General features: G+C 65.0%; 16 protein-coding genes. 5 read left to right on the top strand and 11 right to left on the bottom strand.

Annotated features, from left to right (window positions below; all coding sequences use genetic code 11):
* Positions 1-57 precede the first annotated feature (57 nt).
* The 4 genes from flgK to JAB4_RS23635 all read left to right on the top strand — a co-directional run bounded on the left by flgK (position 58) and on the right by JAB4_RS23635 (position 5,238).
* Positions 58-2,025 (top strand): flagellar hook-associated protein FlgK, encoded by a 1,968-nt coding sequence (flgK, locus tag JAB4_RS23650; protein ID WP_070220147.1) that lies wholly within the window; start codon positions 58-60, stop codon positions 2,023-2,025.
* Positions 2,026-2,076: 51 nt separating this feature from the next.
* Entirely contained in the window at positions 2,077-3,318 is a 1,242-nt protein-coding gene (gene flgL / locus JAB4_RS23645) for a flagellar hook-associated protein FlgL (RefSeq protein ID WP_070220145.1), read from the top strand.
* Positions 3,319-3,486: 168 nt separating this feature from the next.
* Positions 3,487-3,930, top strand: a complete 444-nt coding sequence (locus JAB4_RS23640) for a MarR family transcriptional regulator (RefSeq protein ID WP_070220143.1) — start codon at positions 3,487-3,489, stop codon at positions 3,928-3,930.
* 48 nt (positions 3,931-3,978) lie between these two features.
* Positions 3,979-5,238 (top strand): MFS transporter, encoded by a 1,260-nt coding sequence (locus JAB4_RS23635; protein ID WP_070220141.1) that lies wholly within the window; start codon positions 3,979-3,981, stop codon positions 5,236-5,238.
* Between the two features lie 9 nt (positions 5,239-5,247).
* On the opposite strand, the gene JAB4_RS23630 is transcribed toward JAB4_RS23635, so the two are convergent.
* Positions 5,248-6,150, bottom strand: a complete 903-nt coding sequence (locus tag JAB4_RS23630) for a LysR family transcriptional regulator ArgP (protein WP_070220139.1) — start codon at positions 6,148-6,150, stop codon at positions 5,248-5,250.
* Positions 6,151-6,223: 73 nt separating this feature from the next.
* On the opposite strand from JAB4_RS23630, the gene JAB4_RS23625 reads away from it, so the two are divergent.
* Positions 6,224-6,877, top strand: a complete 654-nt coding sequence (locus JAB4_RS23625) for a LysE/ArgO family amino acid transporter (RefSeq protein WP_070220137.1) — start codon at positions 6,224-6,226, stop codon at positions 6,875-6,877.
* Here the strand turns inward: JAB4_RS23625 and fliR are convergent, their stop codons facing one another.
* The 10 genes from fliR to fliI form a co-directional block, all read right to left on the bottom strand.
* Entirely contained in the window at positions 6,878-7,744 is an 867-nt protein-coding gene (fliR, locus tag JAB4_RS23620; protein ID WP_070220135.1) for a flagellar biosynthetic protein FliR, read from the bottom strand.
* Between the two features lie 16 nt (positions 7,745-7,760).
* Positions 7,761-8,030, bottom strand: coding sequence for a flagellar biosynthesis protein FliQ (gene fliQ / locus JAB4_RS23615; RefSeq protein WP_034754044.1), 270 nt, complete (start codon positions 8,028-8,030; stop codon positions 7,761-7,763).
* A 10-nt stretch (positions 8,031-8,040) separates the two neighbouring features.
* Entirely contained in the window at positions 8,041-8,817 is a 777-nt protein-coding gene (gene fliP, locus JAB4_RS23610; RefSeq protein ID WP_070220134.1) for a flagellar type III secretion system pore protein FliP, read from the bottom strand.
* Positions 8,807-9,385 (bottom strand): flagellar biosynthetic protein FliO, encoded by a 579-nt coding sequence (gene fliO, locus JAB4_RS23605; protein ID WP_070220132.1) that lies wholly within the window; start codon positions 9,383-9,385, stop codon positions 8,807-8,809. Before fliO ends, fliP begins: the two co-directional genes overlap by 11 nt.
* Complete coding sequence (gene fliN / locus JAB4_RS23600; protein WP_070220130.1) at positions 9,382-9,816, bottom strand: flagellar motor switch protein FliN; 435 nt, start codon at positions 9,814-9,816, stop codon at positions 9,382-9,384. The genes fliO and fliN overlap by 4 nt, the downstream gene beginning before the upstream one ends.
* 50 nt (positions 9,817-9,866) lie before the next feature.
* The gene (gene fliM, locus JAB4_RS23595) at positions 9,867-10,853 is read right to left on the bottom strand and encodes a flagellar motor switch protein FliM (protein WP_070220128.1); all 987 of its coding nucleotides are present in this window, start codon (positions 10,851-10,853) and stop codon (positions 9,867-9,869) included.
* 6 nt (positions 10,854-10,859) lie between these two features.
* Entirely contained in the window at positions 10,860-11,372 is a 513-nt protein-coding gene (gene fliL / locus JAB4_RS23590; RefSeq protein ID WP_070220126.1) for a flagellar basal body-associated protein FliL, read from the bottom strand.
* Between the two features lie 186 nt (positions 11,373-11,558).
* On the bottom strand, positions 11,559-12,851 hold the full coding sequence (locus tag JAB4_RS23585; RefSeq protein ID WP_070220124.1) for a flagellar hook-length control protein FliK: 1,293 nt from the start codon (positions 12,849-12,851) through the stop codon (positions 11,559-11,561).
* A gap of 19 nt (positions 12,852-12,870) precedes the next feature.
* Positions 12,871-13,311, bottom strand: a complete 441-nt coding sequence (fliJ, locus tag JAB4_RS23580) for a flagellar export protein FliJ (RefSeq protein WP_070220122.1) — start codon at positions 13,309-13,311, stop codon at positions 12,871-12,873.
* A 32-nt stretch (positions 13,312-13,343) separates the two neighbouring features.
* Complete coding sequence (fliI, locus tag JAB4_RS23575; RefSeq protein WP_227742184.1) at positions 13,344-14,660, bottom strand: flagellar protein export ATPase FliI; 1,317 nt, start codon at positions 14,658-14,660, stop codon at positions 13,344-13,346.
* Positions 14,661-14,671 lie beyond the last annotated feature (11 nt).

The raw sequence follows: 14,671 nt of genomic DNA, 5'->3' as shown, positions 1-14,671 counted from the left end.
CTTCAAGTTTTCGCCGCGGCTGCCGTAAATACATTTGACGGTAACCAATAAGACACCATGACTTCGAATCTACTCAGCATCGGTAAGAGCGGTTTGCTTGCAGCGCAGGTGGGCCTGTCGACGACCGGGCATAACATCACCAACGCCAACGTGGCCGGCTACAGCCGCCAGGTGGTGCTGCAGCAGACGTCGCAGTCCAACTATGCCGGCTATGGCTTTGTCGGCACGGGCACGGAAGTGTCGCAGATCAAGCGCCAGTACGACAGCTTCATGGCCACTCAGGTCAATTCCGCGCAAAGCGCGACCAGTGCGCTCGACACGTATTACACGCAGATCAGCCAGATCGACAATCTGCTGGCCGATCCCACGGCCGGTCTGTCGCCCGCCATGCAGGATTTCTTCAAGGGCGTGCAGGATTTCAGCTCGAATCCCTCGTCGGTCGCGTCGCGCCAGGCGCTGCTGTCGAGCGCCGGCTCGCTCGCTTCGCGCTTTCAGGGTCTGAGCGCGCGCCTGACGGAGATCGGTGACGGCGTCAATTCGCAGATCACGTCGAATGTGACGGTGATCAATACCTATGCCAAGCAGCTCGCCGAGCTGAACAAGTCGATTTCCCAGTTGTCGGTCGATGCCAGCAACCAGCCCAACGATCTGCTGGACCAGCGCGACCAGCTGATCACGGAATTGAACAAATATGTGAAGGCGACGGTGCAGCCCGCCGCCAACAATACCGTCACCATTTCCATCGGCGCCGGCCAGCCCCTGGTGGTGGCGGACCGCAGCTTCGAACTGGCGGCCACGCCTTCGCGGACGGACCCGAACCGCATCGAGGTGGGCTATGTCACGGGCAGCACCGTCACCGTGCTGCCGGACAGTTCCCTGACCGGCGGTTCGCTGGGCGGCTTGCTGGAATTTCGCAGCGGTACGCTGGACAATGTCCAGAACTCGCTGGGCAAGGTCGCCATCGCGCTGGCCAGCACCTTCAACGACCAGCACAAGCTGGGCCAGGACTTGAATGGCGCCATGGGCGGCGACTTTTTCAAGATACCCGACCCCGTGATCGGTGCCGACCGCGGCAACAACGCCAGCAGCACCACGGTGCTGTCGGCCAAGGTCAGCGACCCGACCAAGCTGACGGCCAGCGATTACAGCCTGAAATACGACGGCAGCAACTATGTGGTAACGCGCGAATCCGACGGCACGCACACCATCATCAATCCGTATCCGCAAACGGGGCCGCAAACCATCGACGGCGTCGATTTCTCGATCTCGGGCACGGCCGCCCAAGGCGACAACTACGTCATCAAGCCGACGGCGAATGGCGCGGCCGGCTTGAACGTGCTGATCACCGACCGCAACAAGATCGCGGCCGCCGCGCCGATCGCCACCTCGGCGCCGGTGGCCAATACGGGTTCCGGCAAGCTCAGCGCCGGCTCCGTCGACAAGGCCTACCTGACGCCGGGCAATGCCCTGACCGGTCCCCTGACCTTGACGTATGACAAGGCGACCACCTCGCTGACGGGTTTCCCGGCGGGCCAGGCGGTGACGGTCAAGGGCTTGAATGGCGCGACCACGACCTATCCGGCCGGCACGGCGAACATCCCCTACACGGAAGGCGACAACTTCAGCTTTGGCGGCATCAATGTCAGCATGACGGGCACGCCGGCGCAGGGCGATACCTTCGTCATCAAGCCCAATACGGGCGGCGTGGGCGACAACCGCAATGCCGCGCTGCTGGCGGGCTTGCAGACGAAGAATATCCTCGATGGCGGCAATGCCACGTTCCAGGGTTCGTATGCGCAAACCGTCAGCTTCGTGGGCAACAAGACGCGCGAAGTGCAGGTGAGCGGCCTGGCCAGCCTGGCCTTGCTGCAGCAGGTCAGCACCCAGCAGCAGGCCGTTTCCGGCGTCAACCTCGATGAAGAGGCGGCCAACCTGCTGCGTTACCAGCAGTCCTACCAGGCGTGCGGCAAGGTCATGCAGATCGCCAGCACCCTGTTCGACGTCGTCATCGGCCTGGGACGTTAATCAATTTTTGCCGCGACATAGCGCGCGGCGGCTTTCTGGAAGGGCAGCATCATGCGCATCAGCACACGAATGATTTATGACCAGGGCAGCTCGCAGCTGAACAATCTGCAGGGCGCCTTGAACCGTACGCAGATGCAGCTGTCGTCGAACCGCCGCAACCTGACGCCGGCCGACGATCCGATCGCCTCGGCGCGCGCGCTGGAAGTGACGCAGTCGCAATCGATCAACACCCAGTTCGTGACGAACCGTTCGAATGCGAAGAACTTCCTGTCGCAGGAAGAGCTGGCGCTGGCCAGCACCACCTCGCTGATCGCCGACGTGAAGGACCTGGTGCTCAAGGCCGGTAACCCTTCCCTGAAGGATGTCGACCGCGATACGCTGGCGAGAGAGCTGGAAGGCCGGCTGACCGACTTGCTGGGCATCGCGAATACGGCCGACGGCGCGGGCGGCTACCTGTTTTCCGGCTACAAATCCACGACCCAGCCATTCAGCCAGACGCCGACGGGCGCCAGCTATGTGGGCGACCAGGGACAGCGCGAATTGCAGGTGGGTTCGGCGCGCTACCTGGCCACCAGCGATTCCGGCGCCACCGTGTTTGAAAACAACCTGACGGGCAACGGCAAGTTCACGACGGCCGCCGCTACCGCCAACTTCACGCGCGGCGGCTCGGGCGTGATTTCGGGCGGCACGGTGACGGACCCGTCGGCATTGACGGGGCACAAGTATTCGATCGACTTCAAGGTCACGGGCACGGGAACGGACGCCGTCACCACCTATACCGTCACCGACGCCACCCTGGGCCAGACGGTGCCCAATCCTGCCGTGCCCATCCCCTACAAGGCGGGCGACGCCATCACCTTCGACGGCCAGCAAGTGAACATCACGGGCAAGCCGGCCGACCTGGACAGCTTTACCCTGGAGCCGAGCGCCAAGGAATCGTTGTTTACCACCGTGAAAAACCTGATCGGCGTGCTGCGCCAGCCTGGCAGCGGCGATGCGGGCCAGGCGCGCCTGACGAACGGCTTGAACGCCGCGCACAACATCCTCGACACGGCCTATGACAATGTGCTGTCCGTGCGCGCCGATGTCGGTTCCCGCATGAAGGAACTCGATTACCTCGACAGCGCCGGCGACGATCTCGACATCCAGTACGCCACCACCTTGTCGGACCTGCAAGACCTGGACATGGTGAAAGCCATTTCCACCTTCAGCCAGCAGCAAGTGACCCTGCAGGCGGCGCAAAAATCGTTCACTTCGATCTCGGGCTTGTCGCTGTTCAATTACATCAGCTGACGCACCGGCATCGCGGGATGGGCCGGCAAGCCGGGGCTGGGAGTGCATCTCCCGCCCCGGCTTTTTTGCGCGCGGAATCTGGCTGTTCTGGCAATATATGCAGGCAAACTGTGCAGTCTAACTGCATATCTGTTATAGTGGAGTCCGTTGATACACCACACGGCCACCATGACCACCGCGCAAGAAGACCACGAACAAGTTCTGCAACTGGCCGGCGAATTGCGCATCCTGGTCGGCAAATTGCGCCGCCGCCTGCGCGAAGAGGCGCACCTGGGAGACGTCAGCATGTCGCAGGCGTCCGTGCTCAGCCGTCTCGAGCGCGACGGCCCCGCCACCGTCAGCAGCCTGGCGCGCGCCGAAGGCATGCGCCCCCAGTCCATGGCCGCCACCGTGCAAGCCTTGACGCAAGCGCGGATGGTGACGGGTTCGCCCGATCCGCTCGATGGCCGGCAGACGCTATTGACCCTGACGGACAGCTGCCGCGCCTGGATCGCGGCGAGCCGCGCCGCACGCGAAGACTGGCTGGCGCGCACCATCGAAACCCGGCTCACGCCGGCCGAAGTCACCGAGCTCGACAAGGCGGTGGCCTTACTCAAACGCTTGGCGGAGTGATCCGCTGAATTTTTCACCACGACCCCGGCAAGGAGCCCGCACGCCCAGATGAACAACACATTCCGTTCGCTACGCATTCCCAATTACCGTATCTGGGCCGGCGGCGCCCTCGTGTCGAATATCGGCACGTGGATGCAGCGCACGGCGCAGGATTGGCTGGTGCTGAGCGAATTGACGCAGCACAATGCCAGCGCCGTCGGCATCGTCATGGCCTTGCAATTCGGCCCGCAGCTGCTGTTGCTGCCCCTGACGGGCATGGCGGCCGACCTGCTCGACCGCAGGAAACTGCTGCTGTGCACGCAGGCGGCCATGGGCTTGCTGGCGCTGGGACTCGGGATGTTGTGCATCAGCGGTCTGGTACAACTGTGGCACGTGTATGTGTTTGCTTTCCTGCTGGGCTGCGTGACGGCCTTCGATTCGCCCGTGCGCCAGACTTTCGTGGCTGAAATCGTCGGCGAGGAAGATCTGACGAACGCCGTGGCGCTTAACTCCACCTCGTTCAATGCGGCGCGCATGCTGGGTCCTGCCGTCGCCGGCTTGCTGATCAGCAGCGTCGGCAGCGGCTGGGTCTTCATCATCAACGCCGTCAGTTTTGCCGCCGTGATCGGTTCGCTGTTGCTGCTGCGCGTAGAACTGCTGCGCCATGCGCCGCGCGTCAAGGCCACGCGCGCCAGCCTCGGCGAGGGTTTCCGCTACGTGCGCCAGCGGCCCGACCTGATGGCCATCCTGCTGATGCTGTTTCTGATCGGCACCTTCGGCCTGAACTTCCCGATTTTCCTCTCGACCATGTCCGTGACGGCCTTCCATGCGGGCGCCGGCCAGTATGGCGTGCTCAGCTCCGTGATGGCATGCGGCTCCGTGGCCGGCGCCCTGCTGGCGGCGGGGCGCGGCCAGCCGACGCTGGCCCTGCTGCTGGGGGCGGCCGCGCTGTTCGGGCTGGCCTGCGCGCTGGCCGCCGTGATGCCCAATTACTGGCTGTTCGGCATGATGCTGGTGGTCATCGGCATCGCCGCGCAAACGTTTACCACCAGCGTCAACAGCAGCGTGCAACTGTCGACGGCGCCCGCCATGCGGGGCCGCGTGATGGCCATCCTTTTGGCGATCTCGGCAGGCGGCACGCCGCTGGGCGCGCCCATCGTGGGCTGGGTGGCCGACACCTTCGGCCCGCGCTGGGCGCTGGGCATCGCCGCCCTGTCGGGCCTGGCGGCCGCCGTCGTCGGCGTGCGCTACCTGGTCAAACATCACCAGTTGCGCCTGAACGTCGACCTGCGGCGCCGGCGCTTCGCATTCAGCAGCGACCAGCATTGAGGCGGCCCGTCAGGGCGGCAGCAGGGCCGTGCGGGCGGCGGCCACGATGGCTGCGCTCAAGCCGTCGAGCAGGCCGGAGGCGGCGCGCGCCGTATGCCAGTACAGGGCGATATCGAGCGGGGTATCCGGCAGCAGTTCGACCAGGCTGCCATTGTCAAGATGCGGCTGGATCAGCGCCTGCGGGTGCAAGCCCCAGCCCATGCCGGCCAGGGCGGCCGTGACGAAGGCATGCGACGAAGGCAGGGCATGGCGCGGCAGCTCCACGTGCCGGTGGCACAGGCGCCGCACCCAGCGCGCCTGCAGTTCGTCCTTGGCATTGAAGACGAGGCTGGGTGCCAGCGCCAGGCTGGCGGCGCCGACGCCGTGGGCAAAATAGCGCTGCACGAAGGCGGGACTGGCGGCGGCCAGGTAGCGCATGGCGCCCAGCGGGCGGCTGTTGCAGCCCGATGCGGGCCGGGCCGTGGCGCTGACGGCGGCCAGCACGGCGCCGCTGCGCAGCCATTCGGCCGTATGATCCTGGTCGTCGACGGCCACTTGCAGCAGCACCGGGTGCCCGGCCGCAAAGGCGGCGATGGCGGGCGTCAGCCAGGTGGCCAGGCTGTCGGCATTCACGGCGACGGGCACGCTGGCGCGCGACACGCCCAGTGCTGTCTGCGCCAGCGCCGGCAAGGTGCCCTGCAAATCCTGTTCGAGCAGCTGCACCTGGTCCACGTGCTGGCACAGGCGCCGGCCCGTTTCCGTGGCGCGGCAGGGCTGGTCGCGTATCACCAGCGCGCAGCCGACGCGCTCTTCCAGCAGGCGGATGCGCTGCGAAATGGCCGATGGCGTCACGTGCAAGGCGCGCGCGGCGCGCTCGAAACTGCCTTCGCGGAGGACGGCGGCCAGGGCGGCGAGGGCGGCATAATCGAGCATGAATGAAGTTTTCCTTAACTTACTGCAGTAAAGGTAGTTTGCCTTCATTGCGTGCGGCTGGCAAGATCGCTGCATGACACTGTCGACCGCCACCACCCCACTCGTTTTTTCCGTCTTTCTCCAGGGCTTGACCCTGGGCCTGGGACTCATCGTTGCCATCGGCTCGCAAAATGCCTTTGTCTTGCGGCAAGGCTTGCGCCGCGAACATGTGGGCGCCATCGTGCTGTTTTGCTCGCTGGCCGACGCGGCCCTGATTGCCGCCGGCGTCCTGGGCATGGCCCATGCGCTGGGGCAGCGCCCCTTGCTGGCCAGCGCGCTGGCATTGGGCGGCGCCGTTTTCCTGGCCGTCTACGGTTGGCAAGCGCTGCGGCGCGCGCGCCGGCCGCAGCAGCTGCGCGCGGCCGAAGGCGGTGCCGGGCTGGCGCTGGGCGCCATCCTGGCCCAGGCGGCCGCATTTACCTTGCTCAATCCCCATGTCTATCTAGATACGGTCTTGCTGGTGGGAAGCATCGGCGCCCAGCAACCGGGCGCGCTGCGTGGCTGCTTCATCGCCGGCGCCAGCGCGGCCAGCCTGCTGTGGTTTGCCTCGCTCGGCTATGGCGCGCGCTGGCTGGCGCCGTGGTTTGCGCGGCCCCGGGCCTGGCAAGTGCTCGATGGCTTGATCGGCGTGACCATGTTCGTATTGTCGGCGCTGCTGTTGCGCCACGCGCTGGGCTGGCAGCCTTGATCAGCGCGCGGGCGGCAGCGGCGCAGGCGCAGGCAGTGCCGGGCGCAAGGGATGCGGCGGCGCCGGCGGCGGTGGCCGGTCGCGCGTGGCAAAGCCGCGCGGCAGCAGCCGTGCCGTTTCTATGCCGCGCAGGAACATGTTCTGGAACGGCGTGGCCAGATAGGGCAGGACCATGCCGATCACCAGCAAGCCCACGCCCAGGGTGACGGGGAAACCGATACCGAAAATGTTCAGCTGCGGCGCGGCCCGCGTCAAGATGCCCAGCGCCACGTTGGTCAGCAGCAGGGCGGCGATGATGGGCAGCGAAATTTGCAGGCCGGAACGGAAGATTTCTCCGCCCCAGGCCGCCAATTGCTGGAAACCGCCGCCGCTGATGGGACTCGATGAAATCGGCAGGCTGACGAAGCTTTCCGCCAGCGCCGCCAGCAAGACCAGATGGCCGTTGACGGTCAAAAACATCAAGGTGGCCAGCATGACGAGGAACTGGCTGATGGCGGACGACCTGCCCTTGGTTTGCGGATCGAAGAACGAGGCGAAGCCCAGGCCCATGGTCAGACTGCTGAGTTCACCGGCCATTTCAATGGCGGAAAACACGATGCGGATGGAAAAACCCATGGCCAGCCCGACCAGCATCTCTTGCGTGAGGATCAGCAGGCCGGCCAGGGACATCGGGTTGATGGCAGGCAAGGCCGGCACGGTGGGGGCGATGATCATGGCCAGCAGGGCGCCCAGGGTCACCTTGACGGTGGCCGGCACGGCCGCGTTGCCGAACAGGGGGGCGGCCGCGATCAAGCCGAGGATGCGGCTAAGCGGCCACAGCAGTGCTGCGATCCACGTGTTCAGTTCGATGCTCGACAGGGTCAGCATGGCAACAATCGCTGCACTAGCCGACCAGGTTCGGGATGCCCGTGAACACCTGGCGCATGTAGTCGAGCATGACGGACAGCATCCACGGGCCGGCCACGACGATGGCGACGAAGATGCCGACCAGCTTGGGAATGAAGGACAGGGTCGCCTCGTTGATCTGCGTGGCCGCCTGGAAAATACTGACGATCAAGCCGATGATGAGGGCGACGAGCAGCATGGGCGCGGCCACCATCAGGGTGATTTCCATCGCATGGCGGCCCAGGGTCATGACGCTTTCGGGTGTCATCGTACTTCCCCTAGTAAAAACTCTGGGACAGCGAGCCCAGCAGCAACTGCCAGCCGTCGACCAGCACGAACAGCATCAGCTTGAACGGCAGCGAGATCGTCGCCGGCGACATCATCATCATGCCCATCGACATCAGCACGCTGGCGACCACCATGTCGATGATCAGAAACGGGATGAAGATGGCAAAGCCGATCTGGAACGCCGTCTTCAGTTCGCTGGTGACGAAGGCGGGCACGAGGATGCGCAGCGGCACGTCTTCCGGACCTTGCAGGGCCGCCGAGCGCGACATCTTGGCGAACAGGGCCAGGTCGGCCTGGCGCGTCTGCTTGAGCATGAAGGTTTTCAGGGGATCGACGCCCTTGTCCATCGCCTGCTGCATGCTGATCTTGTTTTCCTGATACGGTTGATACGCATCCGTGTAGATCTTGTCGAACACGGGGCCCATGACGAACAGGGTCAAAAACAGGGCCAGCCCCACCAGCACCTGGTTCGGTGGCGCCGATTGCGTGCCGATGGCTTGGCGCAGCAGGGACAGCACGATGATGATGCGCGTAAAGCAGGTCATCATCAAGAGGGCCGCCGGCAGGAAGGTGAGCGACGTCATCAGGATGAGCGTCTGCACCGGCAGCGAGTAATTCTGGCCGCCGCCCGGCGCCGGCGTGCTGTTGAAGGCCGGGATGCCCGGTTCGGCCAGCGCCCACAGCGGCAAGGCCAGGGCGGCGGCCGCCAGCAGCCAGGTCAGGGGAGTCTTCAAGGTGGACCACGCCATCTGCTGCTTATTTCCCATTGCGTTTTTCGATGGTCTGTTTCAGCCACTCGGAAAAATTGGCGGCCGCAGGGCCGTTTTGCGCCGTCGCCAGTTGCGGCAACTCGCCTTCCTGGCGCGGCATGGTGGCCAGCGCGTTGATCCTGCCGGGCGAGGCGCCGACGACGATCCACTGGTCGGCCACTTCAACGAGGACGATGCGTTCGCGTCCGCCCAGGTTGAGCGAGCTGACGACGCGCATCTTGTTGTTGCCGCCCATGACCTTGGGGCCATAGCGTTTCATGAACCAGGCCAGGCCGATCAGCAGGGCCAGCACGAATACGAGCGCGAAGATGGTTTGCAGCAGGCTGCCGGCCGAGCTTGTCGGCGCCATCGTCATGGGCGCACCCGCCGGCATGGCGGGCAGGGCGGCGGCAGGCGAGGTGGCCGGCACCGTTGCTGCGGCAACGGGCGGTGTCTCGCTTGCTGCCGCGACGGAAGCGCTGGCGGCGCTGGCCGCCGGCGCCGACGCGGCTGCCGGTTCCGCGTGGGCAATGCTGCATGCCGCCAGGAGCGGCAGCACGGTGGAAATCAACAGGCCAGGCTTCATTTATTCAATTTTCGGATACGTTCGGAAGGCGTGATGATGTCGGTCAGGCGGATGCCGAACTTGTCATTGACCACCACCACTTCGCCCTGGGCGATCAGGCAGCCGTTGACCAGCACGTCCATCGGTTCGCCGGCCAGGCCGTCGAGCTCGACCACGGAACCCTGCGCCAGTTGCAGCAGGTTCTTGATGGCGATCTTGGTGCGGCCCAGTTCGACCGTCAGCTGCACGGGAATATCGAGGATGAAATCGATATCGTTGTGCGTTTCCGACTTCGATGCCTGCTTGGAAAAGTCCTTGAACACGGCGGCGCTCGCCGCGCTGGCCGTAGTGGCGGCCTGGTTCTGCAGCGCTTCGGCTTCCGCCTTGGCCTGCTCGGCAATGGCCGCGCCCCAATCGTCTTCCGCGCTTTGGTCGTCTTGGTTGTCAGACATGTGTTTCTCCTGTTGTACGGATACGGACCGCAGCGCGATCCGGGTATTTCTTAATGGTTATTCATATTGTCGGCATTCGCCAGCAACTTTTCGACTTTCAGCGCATATTGTCCGTTCAACACGCCATACGTGCAATCCATCACGGGCACGCCGTCGACGGTGGCGGCGATCAGTTCGGGAATATTCAGGGGGATGATGTCGCCCACCTTCATGTTCAAAATCTCGTCGAACGACACGCGCGCCGTGCCCAGCGAGGCCACCAGCTCGACCTCGGCGATCTGGATCTGCTGCGTCATCAGGCGGATCCAGCGCTTGTCCACTTCCAGCGCCTCGCCCTGCAGGCTCGAGGTCAGCGAATCGCGGATCGGCTCGATCATCGAATACGGCATGCAGAAGTGGATTTGTCCGGAAACGGAACCCAGTTCCACCGTAAACGTGGACGCCACCACCACCTCGTTCGGCGTGGCGATGTTGGCGAACTGCGTGTTCATTTCTGAACGGATATATTCGAATTCGACGGGGAAGACCGGCTCCCACGACTTGGTATAGGCCTCGAAGACGATATCGAGGATGCGCAGGATGATGCGCTGCTCCGTCTGCGTAAAGTCGCGCCCTTCGACGCGGGTATGGAAGCGTCCGTCGCCGCCGAACAGATTGTCGACCAGCAGGAACACGAGGCCCGGATCGAAGACCATCAGGGCCGTGCCGCGCAGCGGCTTCATGTGCACCAGGTTCAGATTGGTCGGCACCACCAGATTACGGATGAACTCGCTGTACTTCGAGACGCGCACGGAGCCGACCGACACCTCGGCGCTGCGGCGCAGGAAGTTGAACAGGCCCACGCGCAGCAGCCGGGCGAAACGCTCGTTGATAATTTCCAACGTCGGCATCCGGCCGCGCACGATGCGCTCCTGGGTTGCCAGGTTGTAGGTACGAACTCCCGTGACATCTTCCGGCGTCTGCGCGTCGTCCTGGTCTCCGTTGACGCCCTTCAGAAGGGCATCGACTTCTTCCTGGGAGAGGAAATTATCGGCCATGGCTGCTTATTGAATGATGAATGCGGTAAATAATACGTCCGTCACGTCCTGCTCCGGCCCTTTGTCCTCGAACGGCTGGTTCACCTGATTGATGATTTCGGCCGCCAGCTGCTGCTTGCCTTCCACGGTATTGAGTTCGGACGCCTTCTTGCCGGACAGCAGCAGCAACAAGCGGCTGCGCACTTTCGGCATGTTCAGCTTGATGCTATCCATTTCTTCCGGACTGCCCACCTGCAGGGTAAACGCGATCTGCAGATATTGCTCGCCATTTTCCGGCTGCAAGTTGACGGTGAAGGCATCGACGGGGACGAAAACGGGCGGACCTGCCTTGGAAGCGGCGTGTTTTTTCTTGCTCGGCGCCGCTTCTTCTTTATCGGCCTTGCCATGCAAGAAGTACCAGGCGGCACCGCCGCCGATGCCGCCGGCCACCAGCACCGAGGCCAGCACGATGATCAGAAGCTTCTTTTTCGAGGCGCCGGCGGGGGCCAGGCCTGCATCTGCTTTCGGATCTGCTTTCATTTTTGGATTTGCTTTCAATGGTACTCGGGTGCATGGAAGTGGATCACGACGCCATTATGTCATTATCGGCAAATTCTGCGCAGAAGGATGCAGTGAAAAGAGGGCGGAAGCGCCCTCAACTCGCTGTTTTTATACGAAAAGTTATGCCGCGGCGCGCGCCTGTGGCCTGCGGACGACGAATTGTCGTCAGGCAAAGGTATCGACGGCACTCAGGCTGGGTCGGCTGCGGCCGCCGGCTGCCGGCGCGATGGCGATCTCGCCGCCGGAGGTGCCGCCACCCTGACCATTGCCACGGCGTTCGCCCGAGGCGGCGCGCTCGCCGTTGTTTTGCTGTTCCGGCGTGCCGGCCGAGACGGTGGCGCTGCCGAAGGCGATGCCCGCTTCGCTCATCATTTCGCGCAGGCGCGGCATGGCCGCTTCCAGCGCCTGGCGTACTTCCGGCTGGGCCGACATGAAGGCGGCATCGGCCTGGTCATTGGTGACCGTCAGGACCACCTGCACGGGCCCCAGATCGGGCGGATTCAGGGTCAGGGTGGCGCTCTGGTCGCCGCCGGCCGCCATCCACACGACTTTCTGCCCCAGTTGCTGGTCCCAGGCCGGCGAGCCGACCCGGCCCGTCAGCTTGTCGGCCGGCACGGCCACGGCGGCCGCGGCCTGCTGCAGCGCGCTCGGCTGCAACTGGGCCGCAAGGCGGCTCAGGTCGGCAGGCGTTTCCTTGAGGATCGGTTCGGCTACGGCGGCGCCCGCCTTGGCGGTGGCCGCCAACTGGGCGTCGACGGCCAGCTTGCCCGGCTCGGCCTTGCCTGCCGGCACGCTGGCGCCTGGTGTGGCGGCCGCCTTGCCCTGGGCCTGGCCCAGGCTGTCGGCAAAGTCGCCGCTGTCCGCTTGCGCGATGACGGTGGCGGCTGCCTTGCCGCTGCCCTGGCCGGCTGCCAGTAACGGCCCGGTTGCCAGGCCCTTGCCGTCGGCCTTGACGCTGGCGCGCGCCGGCAGTTCCGGCACGGCCTTGGCGGCTGCCGCCGGCGGTTGGATGGCCAGCTGGATGCTGCCCACGAGGGCCAGCATCTCGGCGGCCGGATCGGCTGGCGGCGTGACTGTCGTCGCGGGAACGGCGGGCACGCTGGCCTCTGCCGTGGCGCTGTCATTGTCGCCGTTGGCGGGGGGCGCCGCCTCGGTAGCTGGTGCGGGCGGCTGCTCGCTGCTGGCCGCCTGTTCGGTGCCCGCTTGCGCCGGCTTCGTTTCATTGGCGGGCGCCGGCGTCGCGGGTGCTGGCGCGGCCGCAGGACTGGCGGGGCGTGCCGGCGCCGGCGCTGGTGCTTGCGCCATATTACGGCTGGCCTGGCGTTGCTCGATCTGGCGGTTCAGGGTGCGCTGGAAGTCGCCCGCCGCGCCGCTGGTGGAGGGCTGGCTGCGGTTGGCGGCACCGGGCGTGGCGTTTGGCGAGATGATCTGGGAAATCGGTGTTGGCTGGGTTTGCATGATGCTGCCTCAGTGTTGCTTAGCGTTTGTAATAGGCTTGTCTCGCCGCGTGCTCATCCATTGCTTTCTGGTCGCGCTTGTTTTCCAGCTTCAGCGCCTGTTCCTGCGCCCGGTTGTTCAGAGTGGTGTACGACATGCGCTTGCGTTCGGCCAGCTGCCAGCGCATCTTTTCATTCTCGCTGCGCGTCTGCGCATGCTCGACCACTTGCTGCTGGCCCAGGATGGCGCTGTCGAGCTTGACCATGAAGGCCTGGAAGTTGCGGTAAGCCATGGGCGTGATGCCGTTGCTCATGCTCGCCTCGAAGCGCTTGGCATAGTCGTCGCGGTAGCCGGACAGCATGTCGAGCTTCTGGCGGCAATCGTCGAGCGCTTTCAGGGCCGCGCCCAGGCGCTTGGCGCAATCGTCCGTTTCGCGCTGGGCAAGGTCGATCAGGGTAGCAAGTTGGGAAGGAGAAGCCATGGCTGATTATATTCCCGCTATGCAAGTCCTAATCAGTCGAATAGAGCGGTAAGTTGCCCCAAGCTCTCATCCATGCTGACCCGCTCCGTGATTTGCTGTTGCAAAAACGCCTCGATCTTTTCATGCAGGGCGATGGCCTGGTCCAGCACGGGGTCGGTGCCGGCGCTGTAGGCGCCCACGCTGATCAGGTCGCGGCTGCGCTCGTAGCGCGAATACAGCTGTTTCAGCTTGCGCGCCTGCTGCTGGTGCTCGTGCGTGGTGATCGAGTGGGCGGCACGCGAAATCGATTGCTCGATGTCGATGGCCGGATAATGGCCCGCTTCGGCCAGGCGGCGGTTGAGCACGATATGCCCGTCCAGAATGGCGCGCGCCGAGTCGGCGATCGGGTCCTGCTGGTCGTCGCCCTCGGTCAGCACGGTGTAGAAGGCCGTGATCGAGCCGCCGCCTTCCTCGCCATTGCCGGCCCGTTCCACCAGCACGGGCAGCTTGGCGAAGACGGATGGCGGATAGCCCTTGGTGGCGGGCGGCTCGCCGATGGCCAGGGCGATTTCGCGCTGCGCCATGGCGTAGCGGGTCAGCGAATCCATGATCAACAGCACATTTTGCCCCTGATCGCGGAAATGTTCGGCAATCGCCGTCGCATACGCGGCCCCTTGCAGGCGCATCAGCGGCGGCGTGTCGGCCGGTGCGGCGACGACGACGGAACGGGCCAGGCCTTCGGGGCCGAGGATTTGCTCGATGAATTCCTTCACTTCGCGGCCCCGTTCGCCGATCAGGCCGACGACGATCACGTCCGCTTCCGTGTAGCGGGCCATCATGCCCAGCAGCACGCTCTTGCCGACGCCGGAACCGGCGAACAGGCCCATGCGCTGGCCGCGGCCCACGGTCAGCATCGCGTTGATCGAGCGCACGCCCACGTCGAGCGTATCGACGATGGGCGCGCGGCCCAGGGGATTGGCGGGGCGTACGTTGATGGGGGCGCTGTCGGTCGTGTGCAGCGGGCCCAGCTGGTCAAGCGGACGGCCCGCGCCGTCGAGCACGCGGCCCAGCAGTTGCGGCCCCACGGGCAGGTGGCGCGCGCGGTCGCTGGGGCGGCGGCGCGGGTGCGCCACGCTGCCGGGGCGGGGGATGGCCGGCTCGACGGAAAACACGCGCGTGCCGGGCACGATGCCCTCGACGTCGCTTTGCGGCATCAAAAACAGGCGGTCGCCTTCAAAACCCACCACTTCCGCCTCGACCCGGCCGCCATTGGGCAGCGGCACGGTACAGGCGGCGCCGACGGCCAGGCGCAGGCCCACCGCTTCCATCACCAGGCCGGCCACGCGCGTGACGCGGCCTGAAATTTGCATCGGTTCGACAA

The sequence above is a fragment of the Janthinobacterium sp. HH102 genome (genome assembly GCF_001758625.2).
GTDB lineage: Bacteria > Pseudomonadota > Gammaproteobacteria > Burkholderiales > Burkholderiaceae_D > Janthinobacterium.
Note: the sequence above shows the minus strand (reverse complement) of the source record. Positions and strands in the feature narration are given on the sequence as shown.

What these genes read in the sequence shown, in the direction of transcription:
- flgK (WP_070220147.1), top strand. Translation starts at nt 58, where the DNA reads ATGACTTCGAATCTACTCAGCATCGGTAAGAGCGGTTTGCTTGCAGCG.
- flgL (WP_070220145.1), top strand. Translation starts at nt 2,077, where the DNA reads ATGCGCATCAGCACACGAATGATTTATGACCAGGGCAGCTCGCAGCTG.
- JAB4_RS23640 (WP_070220143.1), top strand. Translation starts at nt 3,487, where the DNA reads ATGACCACCGCGCAAGAAGACCACGAACAAGTTCTGCAACTGGCCGGC.
- JAB4_RS23635 (WP_070220141.1), top strand. Translation starts at nt 3,979, where the DNA reads ATGAACAACACATTCCGTTCGCTACGCATTCCCAATTACCGTATCTGG.
- JAB4_RS23630 (WP_070220139.1), bottom strand. Translation starts at nt 6,150, where the DNA reads ATGCTCGATTATGCCGCCCTCGCCGCCCTGGCCGCCGTCCTCCGCGAA.
- JAB4_RS23625 (WP_070220137.1), top strand. Translation starts at nt 6,224, where the DNA reads ATGACACTGTCGACCGCCACCACCCCACTCGTTTTTTCCGTCTTTCTC.
- fliR (WP_070220135.1), bottom strand. Translation starts at nt 7,744, where the DNA reads ATGCTGACCCTGTCGAGCATCGAACTGAACACGTGGATCGCAGCACTG.
- fliQ (WP_034754044.1), bottom strand. Translation starts at nt 8,030, where the DNA reads ATGACACCCGAAAGCGTCATGACCCTGGGCCGCCATGCGATGGAAATC.
- fliP (WP_070220134.1), bottom strand. Translation starts at nt 8,817, where the DNA reads ATGGGAAATAAGCAGCAGATGGCGTGGTCCACCTTGAAGACTCCCCTG.
- fliO (WP_070220132.1), bottom strand. Translation starts at nt 9,385, where the DNA reads ATGAAGCCTGGCCTGTTGATTTCCACCGTGCTGCCGCTCCTGGCGGCA.
- fliN (WP_070220130.1), bottom strand. Translation starts at nt 9,816, where the DNA reads ATGTCTGACAACCAAGACGACCAAAGCGCGGAAGACGATTGGGGCGCG.
- fliM (WP_070220128.1), bottom strand. Translation starts at nt 10,853, where the DNA reads ATGGCCGATAATTTCCTCTCCCAGGAAGAAGTCGATGCCCTTCTGAAG.
- fliL (WP_070220126.1), bottom strand. Translation starts at nt 11,372, where the DNA reads ATGAAAGCAGATCCGAAAGCAGATGCAGGCCTGGCCCCCGCCGGCGCC.
- JAB4_RS23585 (WP_070220124.1), bottom strand. Translation starts at nt 12,851, where the DNA reads ATGCAAACCCAGCCAACACCGATTTCCCAGATCATCTCGCCAAACGCC.
- fliJ (WP_070220122.1), bottom strand. Translation starts at nt 13,311, where the DNA reads ATGGCTTCTCCTTCCCAACTTGCTACCCTGATCGACCTTGCCCAGCGC.
- fliI (WP_227742184.1), bottom strand. Translation starts at nt 14,660, where the DNA reads ATGCAAATTTCAGGCCGCGTCACGCGCGTGGCCGGCCTGGTGATGGAA.